The organism is Nocardiopsis sp. MG754419, from assembly GCF_018207095.1.
Lineage (GTDB): Bacteria > Actinomycetota > Actinomycetes > Streptosporangiales > Streptosporangiaceae > Nocardiopsis.
This window is the reverse complement of record NZ_QOCZ01000118.1, coordinates 1-16865: the sequence shown is the minus strand read 5'-3', so window position 1 is coordinate 16865 and position 16865 is coordinate 1. Positions and strand designations below refer to the sequence as shown.

Annotated in this window: 14 protein-coding genes; 10 read left to right on the top strand and 4 right to left on the bottom strand. The window is 71.0% G+C overall.

Annotated features, from left to right (window positions below; genetic code table 11):
- The first annotated feature begins 149 nt into the window (after positions 1-149).
- Together DSY14_RS28875 and DSY14_RS20270 are read left to right on the top strand one after the other, a co-directional pair.
- Positions 150-509, top strand: coding sequence for a hypothetical protein (locus tag DSY14_RS28875; RefSeq protein ID WP_249188177.1), 360 nt, complete (start codon positions 150-152; stop codon positions 507-509).
- A gap of 283 nt (positions 510-792) precedes the next feature.
- Positions 793-2565 (top strand): GAF domain-containing protein, encoded by a 1773-nt coding sequence (locus DSY14_RS20270; protein WP_211718182.1) that lies wholly within the window; start codon positions 793-795, stop codon positions 2563-2565.
- A 72-nt stretch (positions 2566-2637) separates the two neighbouring features.
- Here DSY14_RS20270 and DSY14_RS20265 read toward each other — a convergent pair whose 3' ends face one another.
- Positions 2638-3294: a response regulator transcription factor gene (locus tag DSY14_RS20265; protein WP_211718181.1), complete on the bottom strand. Its 657-nt coding sequence runs from the start codon at positions 3292-3294 to the stop codon at positions 2638-2640.
- Positions 3295-3639: 345 nt separating this feature from the next.
- Here DSY14_RS20265 and DSY14_RS20260 point away from each other — a divergent pair, with 345 nt between their 5' ends.
- From DSY14_RS20260 to DSY14_RS20250, 3 genes are all read left to right on the top strand, one after another.
- Positions 3640-4209, top strand: coding sequence for a pyridoxamine 5'-phosphate oxidase family protein (locus DSY14_RS20260; RefSeq protein WP_211718180.1), 570 nt, complete (start codon positions 3640-3642; stop codon positions 4207-4209).
- Positions 4210-4509: 300 nt separating this feature from the next.
- Positions 4510-6726: a DUF6351 family protein gene (locus tag DSY14_RS20255; RefSeq protein WP_307851282.1), complete on the top strand. Its 2217-nt coding sequence runs from the start codon at positions 4510-4512 to the stop codon at positions 6724-6726.
- Positions 6727-6858: 132 nt separating this feature from the next.
- Entirely contained in the window at positions 6859-7629 is a 771-nt protein-coding gene (locus tag DSY14_RS20250; RefSeq protein ID WP_211718178.1) for a hypothetical protein, read from the top strand.
- A 30-nt stretch (positions 7630-7659) separates the two neighbouring features.
- On the opposite strand, the gene DSY14_RS20245 is transcribed toward DSY14_RS20250, so the two are convergent.
- Entirely contained in the window at positions 7660-8208 is a 549-nt protein-coding gene (locus DSY14_RS20245; protein ID WP_211718177.1) for a transcriptional regulator, read from the bottom strand.
- A 73-nt stretch (positions 8209-8281) separates the two neighbouring features.
- On the opposite strand from DSY14_RS20245, the gene DSY14_RS20240 reads away from it, so the two are divergent.
- Both DSY14_RS20240 and DSY14_RS20235 read left to right on the top strand, forming a co-directional pair.
- Positions 8282-9577, top strand: coding sequence for an MFS transporter (locus DSY14_RS20240; RefSeq protein WP_211718176.1), 1296 nt, complete (start codon positions 8282-8284; stop codon positions 9575-9577).
- 42 nt (positions 9578-9619) lie between these two features.
- Complete coding sequence (locus tag DSY14_RS20235) at positions 9620-10426, top strand: phosphotransferase (protein ID WP_211718175.1); 807 nt, start codon at positions 9620-9622, stop codon at positions 10424-10426.
- A gap of 4 nt (positions 10427-10430) precedes the next feature.
- On the opposite strand, the gene DSY14_RS20230 is transcribed toward DSY14_RS20235, so the two are convergent.
- A complete protein-coding gene (locus DSY14_RS20230; RefSeq protein ID WP_211718174.1) occupies positions 10431-11132 on the bottom strand; it encodes a class I SAM-dependent methyltransferase in 702 nt (233 codons plus the stop codon).
- Between the two features lie 439 nt (positions 11133-11571).
- On the opposite strand from DSY14_RS20230, the gene erm reads away from it, so the two are divergent.
- The 3 genes from erm (at position 11572) to DSY14_RS20215 (ending at position 13568) form a co-directional block, all read left to right on the top strand.
- Positions 11572-12351: an ErmE/ErmH/ErmO/ErmR family 23S rRNA (adenine(2058)-N(6))-methyltransferase gene (erm, locus tag DSY14_RS20225; RefSeq protein ID WP_211718173.1), complete on the top strand. Its 780-nt coding sequence runs from the start codon at positions 11572-11574 to the stop codon at positions 12349-12351.
- A gap of 50 nt (positions 12352-12401) precedes the next feature.
- Positions 12402-12992, top strand: coding sequence for a hypothetical protein (locus DSY14_RS20220; protein WP_211718172.1), 591 nt, complete (start codon positions 12402-12404; stop codon positions 12990-12992).
- A 432-nt stretch (positions 12993-13424) separates the two neighbouring features.
- Positions 13425-13568, top strand: coding sequence for a hypothetical protein (locus DSY14_RS20215; protein ID WP_211718171.1), 144 nt, complete (start codon positions 13425-13427; stop codon positions 13566-13568).
- 109 nt (positions 13569-13677) lie between these two features.
- Here the strand turns inward: DSY14_RS20215 and DSY14_RS20210 are convergent, their stop codons facing one another.
- Positions 13678-16671, bottom strand: coding sequence for a family 16 glycoside hydrolase (locus DSY14_RS20210; RefSeq protein ID WP_211718170.1), 2994 nt, complete (start codon positions 16669-16671; stop codon positions 13678-13680).
- Between the last annotated feature and the right edge of the window lie 194 nt (positions 16672-16865).

The following is a 16865-nucleotide window of genomic DNA, read 5'->3' as shown; positions in this document are numbered from 1 at the left end:
CCCCTCCCCCACGGAGCCCCCGTGTTCGAAGCCGCCCTGAAACCGGGTGTGGCCGTCGTCAAGACCGCCTGTGGCCTCTGGATCGGCGACCCGCTCGCCCAGAGCGCCGCGACCACCGTGGCCGATCTCGTCCAGGAGAAGGTCACCGGGTGCCGCGGCAGGAGGAGTCCACCGGCCGTGAGCGCGACGCGGAGGCGGTCTTCCTCACCGCCTATGGGCGCAAGGCGGCCGAACGCCGGGACGTCCTGGAGTTGTTCGGGACCGAGACCGGTACCCGGCGCCACCCCCTGAGCACGGCCTCTCCGAACACGGTGCGAGTCCACGGTGAGGGCACCGTGGACCTGTCCGCCTTGGCCGGAGCGACCGATCTCACCATCGAGATCGCTCCCGGCCATCGCCGTGACGCCATCGGTGAGGAACTGCTCGGCCCGAACTCCCACGTGGTCCAGGAGCGCCTGCCGTTGCTGTACACAAGAGAGCGGCCCCGGAAACAGAAGTGGGCACGGTAGGCATCGTCCTCACCGCCTTCCCGCCCGCATACACGAACCTCCTCCATGTCATCTTCACCACCAGCCTCATGGAGGAGACCGCGGTGGCGAAGGTGACAGGCACAAGGTCCCCTTTCGAAGGGGCGTTCGGCACTTGCGGACGGCGGAGGAGCAGTTCCGAAAAGCTCCAGGTCAGTCCCGGTGCCCCTGGTACCGCCTGGTGTGCGGAGGCGGTGACGAACCCGAACACCTCACCCCTAGACTCGGATCGAGACCCTTGGACGGCAGCCGGAAAGAGTCCCCCATGCGCGTGACAGACGGCGATCACAGCGACCCCGACGAACACGACCGGCTGTCCCTCCCCCAGGTCCGGTTGGACGACCTGCTGGACGAGGTCCGGTCTCGGCTGACCGAGATCTCACGCAAGCAGGAGCGCATCCACACCCTTCTGGAAGCGGTCATCTCCATCGGCGAGGGCCTCGAACTGGACCCCCTCCTGCTGCGCATCGCCGAGACCGCCACGCGCCTGGTGAACGCGCGCTACGGCGCGCTCGGGGTGATCGGCCCCGATGGGAACATGAGCCGGTTCATCCCGGTGGGACTCGCACCCGAGGAGATCTCGAGCATCGCGCACTGGCCCAAGGGCGAGGGGATCCTGGGGCTGCTCATCAAGGAACCCGAACCGTTGCGGCTGAGGGACGTGCGGGCCCACCCCGAGTCCCGGGGGTTCCCCGAGGGTCACCCGCCGATGCACACGTTTCTGGGGGTGCCGATCCGCATCCGCAACCAGGTGTTCGGCAACCTCTACATGACCAACAAGATCGACGGCTCGGAGTTCACCGGCGACGACGAACTCCTGTTGCGCGCCCTGGCCACGGCGGCGGGCACCGCCATCGAGAACGCCCAACTGTTCGCCCAGACCCAGAGCCGCGAGACCTGGCTGGACGCCTCCGGCCAGATCACCACCCGGCTGTTGTCCGGAGCCGCCCCCGAGGAGGTGTTGCGGCTGGTGGCGCGCAGGGCACGGTTGATGGCGCAGGCCGACATCGCGGTGATCGCCATGCCCGGGGAGGACCCCGAGACCCTCACCGTCCGGGTGTGGGACAGGCACGAGGACCAGAGCGATGCCCTGGCGACCGGGGTGCGCGGCGCCACGCTGACACGGGCCGCCGACACCCTCCTGGGCCGGGTCTACCTGAGCGGGAGTCCGCTGAGCACGGACGTGTCCGCGTTCGAGCACCTCGGGGTCGGTTTCCTCACCCGAATGGGGGTCGGCCCGGTGCTGGTGCTGCCGTTCGGGCCCTCCGACGGCGCCCGGGGCGTGCTCATCCTCGCGCGCGACCAAGAGCGGGAGGCCTTCCAGAGCGGCTGGTCGAACATGCTGTCACCGTTCGCGGACCAGGCGGCGGTCGCCCTGGAACTGGCCGAGGCGCGGCTCGACTCCGAGCGGCTGAGCGTGCTGGAGGACCGGGACCGTATCGCCCGGGACCTGCACGACACGGTCATCCAGCGGCTCTACGCCACGGCCATCACGTTGATGGGCACGGTGCGACGGATCGACGACGCCACCTCCGCCAAACGCGTGCAGGGCGCGGTGGACGACCTGGACGACACGATCCGGCAGATCCGGTCGACCATCTTCGCCCTGCAGAGCTCGCCCGACGACGACGCCTCGTGGTTGCGCTCCCGGGTACTGGAACTGGTCAACACCGCCGCGGAGACGTTGGGGTTCTCTCCCCGGCTGCTCACGCAGGGGCCGGTGGACAACGCCGTGGACGAGCACGTGGGCGAACACCTGGTGGCGGTGCTGCGGGAACTGCTGTCCAACGTGACCCGCCACGCGCAGGCCACGTCGGTCGACGTGGAGCTGTCGGTGGACACCGGCGAGGTGGTGCTCCGGGTGACCGATGACGGGCGCGGGGTTCCTCAGGGGGTGACCCGGAGCGGGTTGCGCAACCTGGCCTCGCGCGCGCAGGAGCTGGACGGCGCGATGACGGTGGTCTCCGGCCCCGGGGAGGGGACCGTGGTGGAGTGGTCCGCGCCCGTCCAGCGGTCGGAGCGGCCCTGGCCGGGCTGAGGCGGCCGGGAACGACCGAGGCCGGGCCGCGCCCCCGCTGGGGCGGCCCGGCCTCTGCGCGCAAGGCGGGGGTCAGGCGGTCTGGTCCATGGACAGACGCACCGCGTAGGCGGCCGCCTGGGTCCGGCGGGCCATACCGAGTTTGGCCAGGACCCGGGACACGTAGTTCTTCACGGTCTTCTCGGCCAGGTACATCCTGGCGCCGATCTCCCGGTTGGTGAGCCCTTCGCCGATGAGCTCCAGGACCCGGCGTTCCTGCTCGGTGAGTTCGCCCAGGGGGTCCTTGCGGCCGGCCTCCTCGCGCAACCGTTTGAGCATGCGCGCGGTCGACTCCGGGTCGAGCAGGGAACGTCCCTGGGCGACCGTGCGGACCGCGCCGACCAGGTCGGTGCCGTGGATCTGCTTGAGGATGTATCCGGCGGCTCCCGCCATGACCGCCCCGTATAGGGCCTCGTCGTCGGAGTAGGACGTCAGCATGAGCATGTGGGTGTCGGGGAGCATGGACCTGATCTCCCGGCAGACCGTGACACCGTCACCGTCGGGGAGCCGCACGTCGAGCACGACCACGTCGGGTCGGAGCGTGGGCACCCTGGCGAGGGCCTGTGCCGCGGTGCCGGCCTCGCCGACCACGTCGATACCGTCCTCGTCGTCGAGGAGTGAACCCACACCTCGCCGGACGATCTCGTGGTCGTCCACCAGGAACACCCGGATCGATCTGTCGCCGCCCATCGGGTGCGCACCTCCATAGCTCTGGTCACGCGAGGCGGCGGGACCGCCCCGGGTTGCGGGCCTCCCGCCGTCCGGCACCGCTGGGGCGCACCGGGGGCGGGTCTGAGCCGTGTGTCGGATCCCGGTCCATGAGCTCGGACCAGGCGAGACCAGCCTAACGAGGGTCGCCGACGCACAGATGAGGCGAACGTCCCTATCTGTTTGAGGCCTGCGTCCCCCAGGGTAATCCGCAGATAGGGACCTTCGCCGCCGATCAGGGGGATCGCGGCTCCCGACCCCGGGTGCGCGAGCGACCACAATGGCGGGGACGGGATACGGAGGGCACCGAGATGCGAGGGGCTCGTGATGGCTGGAACTAGCGGAGCCGACGCGTCCGGGAGCAAGCGGGGAGCGGTCGCGGGACCGACCCCGCCCCCGGGACAGCGTGAGGCATCGGACGATCTCGCGGGGACCGACGGGCTGCAGGACGACGACCGGCTGCTTTTGGGCGCCGACCTGGCCGACGACGCCCGGTCCGGGTTCACCGTGCTGGAACGGGCGACCTGTCTCAATCTGTTGGCCACCCGGAACATCGGGCGCGTGGCCTTCACCATCGACGGGGACGCCGCGCCGACCGTGCTGCCCGTCGCCTACGCACTGATCAACGACACCATCGTGTTCCGTTCGACGCTGGCCGGGACCATCATGCGCTACGCGCGGGGGTACGCCGCCTTCCAGGTCGACCAGCTCGACGAGGAGCGTCATGAGGGGTGGAGCGTGCTGTGCTCGGGGCGGTGCCGCTGGATCCGGGACGACGCCGAGATGGAGCGCATTCCGCAGGGTCGGCTGCCGCAGCCGTGGGCGGCCGGTCCGCGCGATCAGATCCTGAAGATCGTTCCGGGTCGGGTCAGCGGTCGGGAGATCCACCGCTCCTGACCGTACCGGTGCGCACCGGTACGGACCGTGTGTGGCGATCGGCACGGATCCGACCACCCCACCTGTTGTTCGTTCTGTGATGTTTCGGGGTATCGATGGCGACATGGGAGAGCAGAACCGGCCCGGACCCCGACATGTCCCCCTCCGGCGGGACCACGGAGCGCGGAGCGGCGTGACTGGTGGCGTGGGCCGATGCGCCCTGCGGCGGCCCACGGCCGGCTCCGGCGTCACCGTGCCCACGGGTGCGCCTCGGTGAGGCCCGGTCGGCGGAGTGTGGCCCTGGGTGTCGGGGCGGCCGGTGTGGCGACCCTGTTCACGATCTCGGCCGGAGCCCTGGCCGAACACGCCACCGCGCTCAACGTGCCGTCCTCGGCCGCGCCCTCGGAGCGCCCACCCGAGGACGACCGGGAGGGTCCGCGCATCAGTGTGCTCTCCTCCCGCCCGGACACCGTCATGGGCGACACCGTGCTGGTACGGGTGGAGCCGCCCGCGCCCCACGCCCCCCAACGGGTGCGGCTGGAGTCCGACGGCCACGACGTCACCGACGCCCTGCGACCGGTGTACCTGCCGGGGGTGGGGCAGGTGCTGGAGGGCCTGGTGTCGGGTCTGTCGGAGGGACCCAACACGCTGGTGGCCTCGGTCGACGTGGAGGAGGATCAGGAGGCGGCGTCGGAGGGCTACGGGGACGCGCCCGCGCCGGTCGCCCTCACCGTGACCGCTCACCCGCTCAGTGGACCGGTGTTCTCCGGCCCGCACCAGGAGCCGTTCGTGTGTCAGACGGAGGACTTCTCCCTGGCCTGGGGCGGAACGCTGGGCGCACCCGTGGACGAGGACTGTTCCGTGCCCACCCGGGTCGGCTACGTGTACCGCTCCACCGACGGCGCGTTCAAGGCGTTGCCGGACGAGCACCGGCTGCCTCTGGACGTGGCCACCACGACCACCGGTACCGGCGAGAAGGTGCCCTACACCGTGCGGGTCGAAACGGGCACGGTCAACCGTTCGGTGTACGAGACGGCCGTCCTGCACGACCCCCGTGGCCCCGAACCCGACCCGTGGACGGCGCCCGAGGGGTGGAACCGACGCCTGGTCCACAAGTTCGGTGGGGGGTGCCCGGGCGGATGGTACGTCCAGGGCGACCGGACCGCCGGTGTGATCGACCACGGCATGCTCTCCCGGGGGTACGCGGTGGTCTCGGCGTCCCTGAACGTGTTCGGCAACAACTGCAATGACCTGGTGGCGGCCGAGACCGCCGTCGCGACCAAGGAACGCTTCACGCTCTCCTACGGCGCACCCGACCACACCCTGGGCTGGGGGAACTCCGGGGGCGCCTACCAGGCGCACCAGATCGCCGACAACCACCCGGGGGTGCTGGACGGCGTCCTGGTCTCGCAGAGCTATCCGGACGTGGGTTCGGGGACCGTCCCCGCGGTGACCGACGCCCTGCTCCTGCGCTCCTACGCGAACGCGCACCCCGACGCGCTCACGGCCGATCAGCTGCGCGCGGTCTCGGGGTTCGGCGACCCCGAGGGCATCGACGCCATGGCCGACGCCGCCACCCGGATCGACCCACGGGGCGTGTGCCCCGACGCGCTGCCCGAGTCCGAGCGTTATCACCCCGAGGACCGTCCCGACGGCGCCCGCTGCGACCTGTACGCGCACACCGTCAACGTGTACGGCACCGACCCCGACACCGGGCTGCCCCGCCGCCCTCTGGACAACGTGGGGATCCAGTACGGGCTGTCCGCACTGGAGGACGGCGACATCGACGTGGACGCGTTCCTGCACCTGAACGAGCACATCGGTGGTTTCGACCTTGACGGGGCCGTGGTCGCCGATCGCACCGAGGGCGACCACGAGGCCATCGCGGCGGCCTACGACAGTGGTCGGGTCCTGCACGGAGGGGGTGGGCTGGCCGACATCCCCGTCGTGGACCACCGCCCCTACCAGGACGACGCCCCGGACGGCGACATCCACATGCGCTATCACTCCTTCTCCACCCGCGAGCGGTTGCAGAAGGCCAACGGCACCGTCGCCAACCACGTGATGCTGGTCGAGCGGCACCGGTCCGGTGTGTTCGACGCCGCGGAGCCGGTGGCCGGACGTGCCCTGGTGGAACTGGACACTTGGGTGGGCGACGCGGCCCGGGACGCCCGGGTGCGACCGCACGCCTCCCCCATCGAGCGGGTGGAGCGGACCCGACCGGACTGGCTGACCGACTCCTGCTGGGTCGAGGGCGAACGGATCATCACGCCCCTGTCGCCCACGGCGGGCGGACCGGACGACCCGTGTGCCGAGACCTTCCCCGTGCACGGTTCCCCGCGCACGGTGGCGGGCGGGCCGCTCTCCTCCGACGTGATCAAGTGCCGGCTCACCCCGTTCGACGCCACCGGGCTCGCGGTGGCGTTCGACGAGGAGCAGACCGAGCGGGCGCGGGAGGTCTTCACGGAGGGGGTGTGCGACTGGTCGTCACCGGGGGTGGAACAGCGCGCGCCGCAGGGCCCCTGGCAGTTCTTCTGACCACCGCTCCACCTTTCCCGACCTGGCTCGGGAGGGGTGGGAGGCCGGTGATCGGGCACGGTGCAACCGACGGGGCCGAGGGCGCGTCCTAGTTCGCGTCCCGCTCCTTTCTCCGTCCCCCGGGAGCCTTCCGTGTCCGACGTCCCCCAGGCCGTGATCCCGTTCGTGATCGACCGCGCCGCGGCCGAGGCCGCCCTGACCCGCTGGGCCGAGGGGCTGTGGTTCGCGCCGCGCCGCGTCCGGCGGGCGGGCGTCCCGGAGAACCTGCGCCCGGTGTTCGTGCCCTACCGGGTCTTCGAGGCCGACACCGTCTCCCACTACGAGGGGTGGCGTGGGGACCACTACTGGGTCGAGCAGGTGCGCGGCGGCCCGGCCGGACGCCCGGAGACGACCGGTGCGCACGAGGTACGCGACACCTCCTGGCGTCGGGTGCGCGGCACTCTGGAACGGCACTTCGGTGACGTGGTGGTGTGCGCGACCACGCGGTCGGAGGGGGCCGAACGGTTGGGCGCCTGGCTGCTGAACACGGTGGTGGCGCCGACCCCCGACGCGGTCCGGGGGGTCGAGGTCATCACGGCGGACACCACCGTCGAGCACGGGTGGGAGCGGGCCGAGCAGGCGATGCACCGGGCCATCGAGCGCGCCTGCGCGGAGGAGATCGGTGGCGACGAGCAGCGCGTGGACTCGGTGCGCAGCACGCTGGCGGACCCGATCCACACCCTGGCGCTGATGCCGGTGTGGGCGGGCTCCTACCGGCTTCGGGGCCGGGTCCGCACGGTGGTGGTGAACGGACGCACCGGGCACGTGGAGGGCGATCAGCCCTTCAGCAGGGTCAAACTCGCGGCGGCCTTCGCGGGGCTCATCGCCCTGGCGGAACTCTCGTTGGAGATGTTCTTCCGCTGACCGGGTGGTGGAGCGCGGCCGCAGGGCGGATCAGTCGGCGAGACGGTGCAGCAGCACGATGCCGCCGTAGGCCGGTTGGTCGCGACGTTCGTGGTCGGTGGCCACGTACTCGTCGAGGATCGCGGTGATGCGCCGGTCCAGTTCCTCGCGTTGCTCGTCGCTCAGGTGCAGAGCGAAGCGGGCGTAGCCGTGCACCGACTCCGGACCGGCCTGGGCGAGTTCGTCCTGGAAGGCCTGGAGCGGGGCGTTGCGCTCGACCGGCCCCAGGTTGCGCAGGGGACCGTCCAGCCACCAGCTGGCGGTGGAGGCACGGTAGGGCTTCTCGAGGGCGCCACCGCCACCGGTGCGCACGGGTGCGGCCACCAGGAGTCCCGCGTCCAGGAGGCGCCGCACGTGGTACAGCACGGTGCCGGGCGCGGTGTCCAGACGGTCGGCCAACTCCTTGTTGGTGCGTTCGCGCAGCACGCACTCCCGCATGATGCGCAGGCGCAGCGGATGTCCCAGGGCCTTGGCCTCCCGGGCGGTGGCGGGGCGGCGCTCGTGGGGGCCGGAGGGCGGTTTCGGCTCCGTCTCGCTCATGGACCCACCCTAGTCGGCGATCGACGGAGATTGATCGATTGAGTTATCTCGATCGATCTGCGATCGTCGATCCATGGCCGAACACGACGGGCACACGCCCTTACCCACCGCCTCCGATTCCACCTCGTCCCTCCCCGGCCCCCTGGGCGCCGGCTTCTGGCGGCTGTGGACCTCCTCCGGACTGTCCAACCTCGCCGACGGCGCGCTCAAGGCCGCCCTGCCCCTGGTGGCCCTGAGCCTGACCGACTCCCCCCTGCTCATCGCCGGCGTCGCGACCGCTCTGAGCCTGCCCTGGCTGTTGTGCGCGCTGCCGGCCGGGGCGTTGGCGGACCGACTCGACCGCCGCCGGGCCATGATCGGCGCCAACGTGGCGCGGACCGTCCTCCTGCTGTTCCTGGCCCTCTCCCTGACCCTGGGGTTCGGATCCCTGTGGCTGCTGTACGCGGTCGCCTTCGCCATCGGCGTCACCGAGACCCTCTACGACACCTCCGCCCAGTCGATCCTGCCTCAGCTCGTGCCACGGGCTCGGTTGTCCCGGGCCAACGGGCGCCTGTACGCGGCGGAGCTGACCGCGCAGGGTTTCGTCGGTCCACCGCTCGGCAGCGCCCTGGTGGCGGCCGGTGTCGGCCTGGCCTTCGTCACCCCCGCGGCGCTCTGGGCCGCCGCCGCGGGGGCGCTGCTCCTGGTCGGCGGCGGGTTCCGGGTGGATCGGACCGGACCGGCCACGACCCTGCGGGCCGAGATCGCCGAGGGCGTGCGTTTCCTGTGGGGGAACCGGCTGCTGCGACGGTTCGCTCTCATGGTCGGGGCGTCCAACTTCGTCACCCAGGCGGCCTTCGCGGTCCTGGTGCTCTACGCGGTGGGCGCCGGTTCGTCCCTGCGCCTGCCCGAGGCCGCTTTCGGCCTCCTGTTGACCGCGGGCGCGGTGGGCGGTCTCCTCGGTTCCTTCCTGGTCGCGTGGGTCGAGCGGCGGCTCGGCCGCACGTGGTCCCTGCGGATCTCGGTGCTCGGGTTCGCCCTGTTCGTGGGGGTGCCCGGACTCACCACGCACCTGTGGGTGGTGATGGCGGGTCTGTGTGCGGGCGGGGCCGCCATGATGGTGTGGAACGTGATCGTGGTGTCGCTGCGCCAGCGCCTGACCCCCGACCTCCTGCTCGGTCGCGTGAACAGCGTCTTTCGCCTGCTGGCGTGGGGCACCATGCCGCTGGGCGCGGCCACGGGGGGCGTGTTGGCCTCCCTCATCGGGCTGCGACCGATGTACCTGCTCCTGGGCGGCGCGATGCTGCTGTTGCTGCTGCCCCTGATCCGGTTGAGCGACGCGCGCATGGACGCCGCGGAGGCGGTGACCCAGAAGCGGCGGACCCGGTGAATGTGGTGGACCCGGAGTGCGCCGGAGGGTGAGGATGGGCCCATGCCCCCCACCGAACATTCCGGCCCCCACGACGACGTCGAGGTGCTGGAGGGCGGAAACGTCTCCGAGACCGTCCTGCGGGTGGGCGCCACGGTGCGCAAACCGTGGCTGCCCTCCTCCCCCGCCGTCACGACGCTCCTGCGGCACCTGCGCGCACACGGATACGCGGGCGCCCCGGCCACGCACGGTCAACGACCCGCGGGTTTCCAGAGCCTGGAGTTCGTGCCCGGCACCCTGGCCGACCGGATGGCGCCGATGTCCGACGACGCGCTGCGGCGGGTCGGGGCGATGATCCGCGCGCTGCACGACCTGACCGCGGACCCGTGTCTGCGGGCCGAGTCCGGGTGGGCCTCACTGTTCCCCCCGGAGGAGGGCGAGGTGATCTGCCACTACGACCTCGCCCCCTGGAACCTGGTCCGCTCCGCCCCGGTACGGGACGACGAGGAGCCGCGCTGGTGCTTCATCGACTGGGACAGCGCCGCCCCGGGCACCCGGATGGGCGACCTGGGTTACGCCGCTCATGGCTTCGTCCCCCTGCACGAGGGCGGTGATCCCGAGACCGACGGTCGGCGGCTGCGCGCCCTGGCCGACGGCTACGGCTGCGACCCGGACCAACGACGAGAGCTGCCCGGCGCGGCGTCACGCCGCGTGCGCGGCATGTTCGACCTGCTGGAGGACGGGGCACGGACCGGCACGCTGCCCTGGGCGCGGCTGCACGCCGAGGGGCACGCCGACCACTGGGGTCCGGCCTCCGCCTACATCGCACGCCACACGGACCTGTGGGCGCGCATGCTCAGCGATCCCTGACCCCTCAGGAGGGACGGCTCCAGACGAACACCGCCGAGATCGGGTGCCCCCGGAACCTCTCCCACGTCGGTTTGGCCGCCACCCAAGCGTCGTCCACCACGGCTTCGTGCAGGTCGGTCAGCCGCCAACCGGCCGCCGACGCGGCGCGCACGTGGTCGCTGATGAGGTGGACGTGGGTGCTGATGGCGATGTCCTCACCTGAGGCGTCCGTGAAGTGGGTGGGCATGCCCGACACCATGATGAACTGCGGGTGGTAGGCGACCAGAACGCAGTGTGCGCCCGGGCGGGCGAGTCGCCACGCCTCTCCGTAGAGGGGGGCGAGATCGGGCAGGTGTTCGTCGATGAGGGAGGCGATGACCAGGTCGTAGGAGGTGCCGGGCAGTCCGGTGGCGCGCACGTCGCCCTGACTCAGGGCGGTGTGGGCGCCGCGTTGCCGGGCCCGGGCAAGCATGCCGGCGCTGAGGTCCACTCCGTCCACGCGCGGGACCCCGCGCCCCCGGAGCCAGTCCGCGGTGCGCCCCGTCCCGCAGCCCAGGTCGGCGGCGCGGGCGATCATGCCCCAGTCGGGCGTCGTGAGCCCCGCGAGCACGTCCAGATCCATGGCGTCCAGGACGGACGCCTCGTAGGTGGCGGACCAACCGTCGTAGCCGGTGGCCACGTCGACGGTGCGATACCGGCGGGTGTCGAAGGTCGAGAAGTCGGTCATGGGGGCGAGTATGACGGGGCCGACGTGGAGCGACCACCCGTTTTTCGCGGGGTGCGGGCCCCGGTGAAAAACCCGTTGCCGGTCGGGACGATGTTCTTCTAACGTGAGCGTCATGGCAGCCTTCCAAGCGATCGTCGAGGGCCCGCAGGCCTGGCCCGCGGCCGCCCTCGCACGACTCCGGTCCGCTCTGCCGGACCGGTAGCCGGACACCGGCACCGCCGTTTCCGCGTCCTCATCGGCGCGACGTCGGCGGTGCCGGGTTCCTCTCTCGTCGCACCCGCGTCTCCGCCGGTCCGGCCCCAGCCGACGCCCCTCCTCCATCGGGCGGACGGCCGGCGGACCCTGCCCTCGCACCGTTTCGACACGCCCGTATCGGGCGTGGGCCCCGCCGTGCCCTCCCGTCCTCGTCGGCCACCTTCGGTGGCGGAACGGACCACGCATGGCACGCACGCAGCGCGACGACCGTCGACGCCTGTCCCAGAACTTCCTCATCGACCCCGCGACCGCCCGTTGGGTGGTGCGCACGGCCCGGGTGGGGCCCGAGGACCTCGTCCTGGAGGTGGGGCCCGGCGACGGTGCCCTCACCCGCTTCCTCACCCGGACCGCGGGCCGGGTGATCGCCCACGAACTCGATCCGCGCCTGGTGGCCCGGCTGGTCGCACGTTATCGGGACCGGGAACCCGACCTGCGGGTGGTGCACGGGGACTTCACCCGCTCGCGCCCTCCCCGCTCCCCGTTCGCCGTGGTCGGCAACATCCCCTACGCGCGGACCTCCGACATCGTCCGCTGGTGCCTGGACGCGCGCCACCTGACCTCGGCCACCCTCATCACCCAACTGGAGTACGCGCGCAAGCGCACGGGGGCCTACGGCCGGTGGAGCAAGGTGACCGTGCTGAGTTGGCCGGAGCGGTCGTGGACCCTGGCCGGTCGCATCGACCGGGGCCGGTTCCGACCGGTGCCCCGTGTGGACGCGGGGGTCCTGGTGCTGCGCGCCCGCACCACACCGCTGCTGACGCCGGAGTACCTGGACGCCTACCGACGGCTGGTCGCGCTCGGGTTCGGCGGGGTGGGCGGTTCTCTGTCGGCCTCCCTGCGTCGCGCGCACCGGGCCCGCAGGGTCGACCGCGCGCTGACCGCGGCGGGGGTCGCGAGCCCCACCCCGGTGGGGTGGGTGACGCCCGACCAGTGGGTGACGTTGACACGGGTTCTGGCCGATTGAGGACCCGGACGGCGCCGAGGCGGCGCGGCACGCGCGCCTACCGTGGAGGGATGCGACGAATCACGCCTTGTGCGCTGTTGTTGCCGTTGATCATCGCCGCTACCGCATGCACCTCCTCCGACCGGGAGGTGGCCCTGGAGAACCCCGGGGAGACCACGACCGAGGGTGGGCCGGCCACCGAATCAGCACCGGCGAAGGACCCGCTCCCGGACACGAAGGAGGACACCGAGCCCGCGGACCGCACCGCGGGGTCCGAAGCCGAACCGACACGGGGTTTCGGGGAACCGGCCGCGTTCGCGCACCCCGTGGGCGCCTATGAAGAGGAGTTCCGGGACGGGGTCGAGGAGGACGTCGTCTACACCGTGGACGACGTCGCCACCGATGGGGCCGGCAGCGCGGGCTTCGCTCTGACCGTGGAGGTGCCCGAGTTGGGTCGCGTGTTCGGTCTGGGCACCATGACCGTGGAGTGCCTCTCCGAGGGGAGCGGAACCCCGGCGACCGGTGACGACACCGTCACGGAGGCCGAGGCGGGCACGCACACGATGCGGATGGACTGCGCGGTTCCGCCGTCCGCCGACCACCTGACCGTGCTGGTGACCAACGCCGAGGACGAGGCCGACTGGGGCGGCCCCCTGGAGTGAGCCTCCCGGGAACGACGGCCACGACCGGGGTGCTCCCGACGGGAAGCCCCGGTCCTGGCCCCTCGAACCGGCGCATTCCCGGACGGAATTCATCCCATGTCGTGATCAATCGAAAGGCCTCCCTTTTCCCTTGGAGTTTCCCTTTCCGTGGAAGGATCCGCACCTTTTCCTCCACGCCTGAACAGGCGTACCGTGCTTTTTCCGTGTGATCACGCGCCCATTCCCGACTGTGCGCCACCGAATGCCAGAGAAACCTTGAATCCACGTTGCGCCCCTGGTTTGGCGGCTGAACCCGATCCGCTTTTCCTATGATCCACACCACAGGAATCCGAAGGAACGGTTCATGCCACTTCCCGATCGTCCCCCGCACAGTCCCCGAAGACCGGCTCCGGCCGGCCCAGGACACCCCTCTATCGGCATCTCTACTTCCGGGTGCTCATCGCCACCGCCGCCGTCGAGGAGACCGACACCGGACCGAAGTCCGCGGGCACGGCGGCCACCGCTCCGGCCGACGGTGCGGAGGGACCGCCCACGGACGGGGCGGCCGAACGCCCGTCCGACGACCGACGCGGCTGACCGAGCCCCCCGTCCCGCGGGTCTCTGCGGGTGAGCGGACCCGCGTTCACGCACGCGGCGGTGGTGCGCCCACTCGCGCACCACCGCCGCGCCCGTTGCTCCCGTGACCTCAGTCGAGGTCGCTGACCTGGACGTCGCGGAACCACACGTCGGAACCGGTGTGGTGGTTCTGCAACCCGATGCGACCCGAGGACAGGTCGCGGTCGGGGTCGGCGCCCTCGCTGTCGAAGTCGTTGATCAGCACTCCGTTGAGGTACACCTCGACACGCAGATCCTCGACCACGATCTCGTAACTGTTCCACTCACCCGGCGGGTTCAGGGCCTCGTCACGGGCCTCGATGTCGGCACCCTGGAACCCGTAGATCGCGCCCGTGGTGAGCTCGTCCTCGTCCGTGGCGTCGATCTGTACTTCGAAGCCGCGGTTGCGCTCGGCGGGGTCGCCCTGGGGGTCGGGCACACCGATGTGCACGCCGGAGTTGTCGTCCCCGCCCATCTTCCAGTCGAGCTTGAGACTGTAGTCGGTGAGCTCCTCCGGGTGGGTGATCAGTCCGAGTCCGCCGACCGAGCGCATGGTGCAGTCGGCCTGGGTGATGAAGTCACCGGGACCGGCGGTCTCCCACTCGGCGCGGCTCTCGTCGGTACCGTCGAACAGCATCCGGTAGCCGTCGTCGGGCTCGGCCGGGGTGCAGGGCTCCCGCTGGATACGCAGGTGGTCCCAGTTCACGTGGCGGTCGTCGTCCTCACCGGCCGAGACGGTGATGGTGTTGGTGCCCGCCTCGAGCGCGAGTTCCTCCACGTGGTCGGCCCAGTTGTACCACTCCTCCGTCGTCCCGACCGAGATCTGGCCCAGGTCCTCGCCGTTGACGTCGAGGGAGATCGTCTTGGTGCCGACGAAGGGGTTGGGGCCGTTGGCGTAACGGAAGGTCACCGGGTAGGTGCCGGCCTCGTCGACCGCCACCTCCCAGGTCAACGAGGCGCCGATGTTGTTGAAGCCGTCGACGAAGCCCTCACCGGTGTGGTTGCCGTGTTCGTCGTCGATGTCGGCCCCACCGCCCAGCACGCCGTCCTCGGCCTCGTACACACCGATCTCGTTCGGCGGCTCCTCGTATCCGGGGATCGTGTGGAGCGTGTACCAGGCCTCGGTGCTCCAGAGCCCGGTGCCGTCGGCGGCGTCGAACGGTCGCGGGGACCGCACGTGCACGACCCGGTCCTCACGGAGACCGTCGATGTCCAGGCTCACGGTGAGCCCGTCGTCGGACACCGAGGCGTCGGCGACCTTCAGCACCTCCTGGTTGCGTTTGGGACCGCCGTACTGCGAGGTCGGGTTGTACGACCACTGCTGCACGTCGTACAGGTCGGCCGCGTTCTCGACCACCTCGTCGGACACGGGCTTGGTGTAGGTGAGGTCGAACCCGGTCTCGGTGACCTCCATCGAGAGGATGTCCATGGCGTCGTCGGAGGTGTGCGCCAGCTTCTGCAGACCGTAGGGGAACTTGCCCGGCTGCTCCCAGTTGCCTCCGCCGCCGATCCCGCCGACGTAGAACGCGCCGTCGGGGCCGAGCGCCAGGCGGCTGACCCCGGACTCCAGGCCCTGGGTCATGCGGAACACCGCGCCCTGCTTGCGGTCCTCGACCACCTCGAGGTGGGCGCGCTGGAGACCGCCGTAGGTGACGTCGCCGAACAGCAACTGCCCCTCGAACGTGCCCTCCTCGACGAGCACCGGGTTGGTCGGGGAGTTGGAGATCTCACCGTGCGGCAGCCACACCACCGGTTCGGTGACCGGCTGGTCGTCGAACGGTCCGGCGGGGGTCGTGTAGTGGTTGTAGAAACCGCCCTCCTCGATCTCGACGATCTTGGAGGAGGGCAACCAGTCGCCCTGGTTGTCGGCGACGTAGATCTCGCCCTCGGCTCCCCAACCGATGCCGTTGGGGGTGCGCAGGCCGCCGGCGACGTACTCCACCTCGCCCGACTCCTTGTCGACCTTGATGGAGGTGCCGCGGTTCTCCACGTGCTGCGGAACAGTGGTCCGCCCGCCCGGGGTGATCGCCACCGACAGGTTGAGATAGTAGTGGTCGTCGTCGGCCAGCAGACCGAACCCGAACTCGTGGTAGGTGCCGCCGTTGGGCCAGGTGGCGATGGCCTCGGTGTCCTCGTAGACGCCGTCGCCGTCCTCGTCGATCAACCGGCTGAGCTGGTGCTTCTCCGAGACGATGACCTCGCCGTCGTCGACCAGCACCCCTTGGGGCTCGTTCATGTCGGTCGCGACGACCTCGGTGGTGATGCTCTCGGGGTCGGCGTCCTCACCGACGGTCCCGTCGACGATCTCCACGGCGCCGTCGAAACTCTCCCGACCGGCCCAGGTGGTGATGACCATCCGACCGTCGTCGAACCAGTCCATCCCGGTGACCTTGGGTTCGAAGCCCTCGGGACGCAGGTCGGTGAGGGTGTAGTTCGGGTGGAGCTCGGCCAGCGGCGCCCCGTCACCGGGGCTCGCGTTGACGTCCTCACAGGACTTGATGCCGGGCGAGGTCACCCGGGTGACGTCGGCGTCGGTGGTCAGCACGGACTCGGGCACGAGCACGAAGTCGTCCTCGCCCGGCGGGCTCCACTCCAGGCTCAGCACCTTGCCGTGCGCACCCTGGAAGTAGTCGATCCACAGGGGGTGGTGACCCTCGGTGAGCTCGACCGACCCGTCGGCCGGTGTCGCCGGCTGCCGCCGGTCGTTCTCGATGATCTCCTCACCGTCGATGGACAGGCGGGACCCGTCGTCGCTGGTGATGCGGAAGTCGTAGCTGCCGTCCTCGGGCACGTGCAGGTTGCCGAACACGTGCGCCATGAAGTTGTGGCCGGCGCCCCCGAAGTCCTCGTCGCTCTCGTAGTCGATGTCGGGCCGCAGGACGTCGATGTTGGGGGTCTGTCCCTCGGTCAGGACACAGGTCTGCTCGGGTTCGAAACCGACCTCGAAGACCCGGAGGGTGACGCCGGGTTCCTGCGGGGGGAGGTCGTCGGGTTCGGCGGCGACCACGTCGGCCGGAACGACCACGCTCGCGACCAGGGCGAATCCCAGGATCGCGGTCGGATATCGGTGCGGTCTGGAGAACATGTGCGGACTCCCTCGTGGGGTGCGGGTACGCCGGATCGAGCGGCGTCGATCGTGGGGGCGCGCGGGTGGGTCCGGTCTCCGGGACCGAGCGGGCGCGCGTGGAGGGCGGGCACGCCGTTCGGCCCGGACGGGTGCCGTACGGCGGGGACGTGTGCGAAGGCGGGTCGGCGCGAGGGGCGACCGGGGTACGGGGA

Excerpts from the sequence above, each read along its gene's own strand:
- DSY14_RS20230 (WP_211718174.1), bottom strand. The coding sequence starts at position 11,132 with ATGACCGACTTCTCGACCTTCGACACCCGCCGGTATCGCACCGTCGAC.
- erm (WP_211718173.1), top strand. The coding sequence starts at position 11,572 with ATGGCACGCACGCAGCGCGACGACCGTCGACGCCTGTCCCAGAACTTC.
- DSY14_RS20245 (WP_211718177.1), bottom strand. The coding sequence starts at position 8,208 with ATGAGCGAGACGGAGCCGAAACCGCCCTCCGGCCCCCACGAGCGCCGC.
- DSY14_RS20235 (WP_211718175.1), top strand. The coding sequence starts at position 9,620 with ATGCCCCCCACCGAACATTCCGGCCCCCACGACGACGTCGAGGTGCTG.
- DSY14_RS20220 (WP_211718172.1), top strand. The coding sequence starts at position 12,402 with ATGCGACGAATCACGCCTTGTGCGCTGTTGTTGCCGTTGATCATCGCC.
- DSY14_RS20265 (WP_211718181.1), bottom strand. The coding sequence starts at position 3,294 with ATGGGCGGCGACAGATCGATCCGGGTGTTCCTGGTGGACGACCACGAG.
- DSY14_RS20240 (WP_211718176.1), top strand. The coding sequence starts at position 8,282 with ATGGCCGAACACGACGGGCACACGCCCTTACCCACCGCCTCCGATTCC.
- DSY14_RS20210 (WP_211718170.1), bottom strand. The coding sequence starts at position 16,671 with ATGTTCTCCAGACCGCACCGATATCCGACCGCGATCCTGGGATTCGCC.
- DSY14_RS20260 (WP_211718180.1), top strand. The coding sequence starts at position 3,640 with ATGGCTGGAACTAGCGGAGCCGACGCGTCCGGGAGCAAGCGGGGAGCG.
- DSY14_RS20270 (WP_211718182.1), top strand. The coding sequence starts at position 793 with ATGCGCGTGACAGACGGCGATCACAGCGACCCCGACGAACACGACCGG.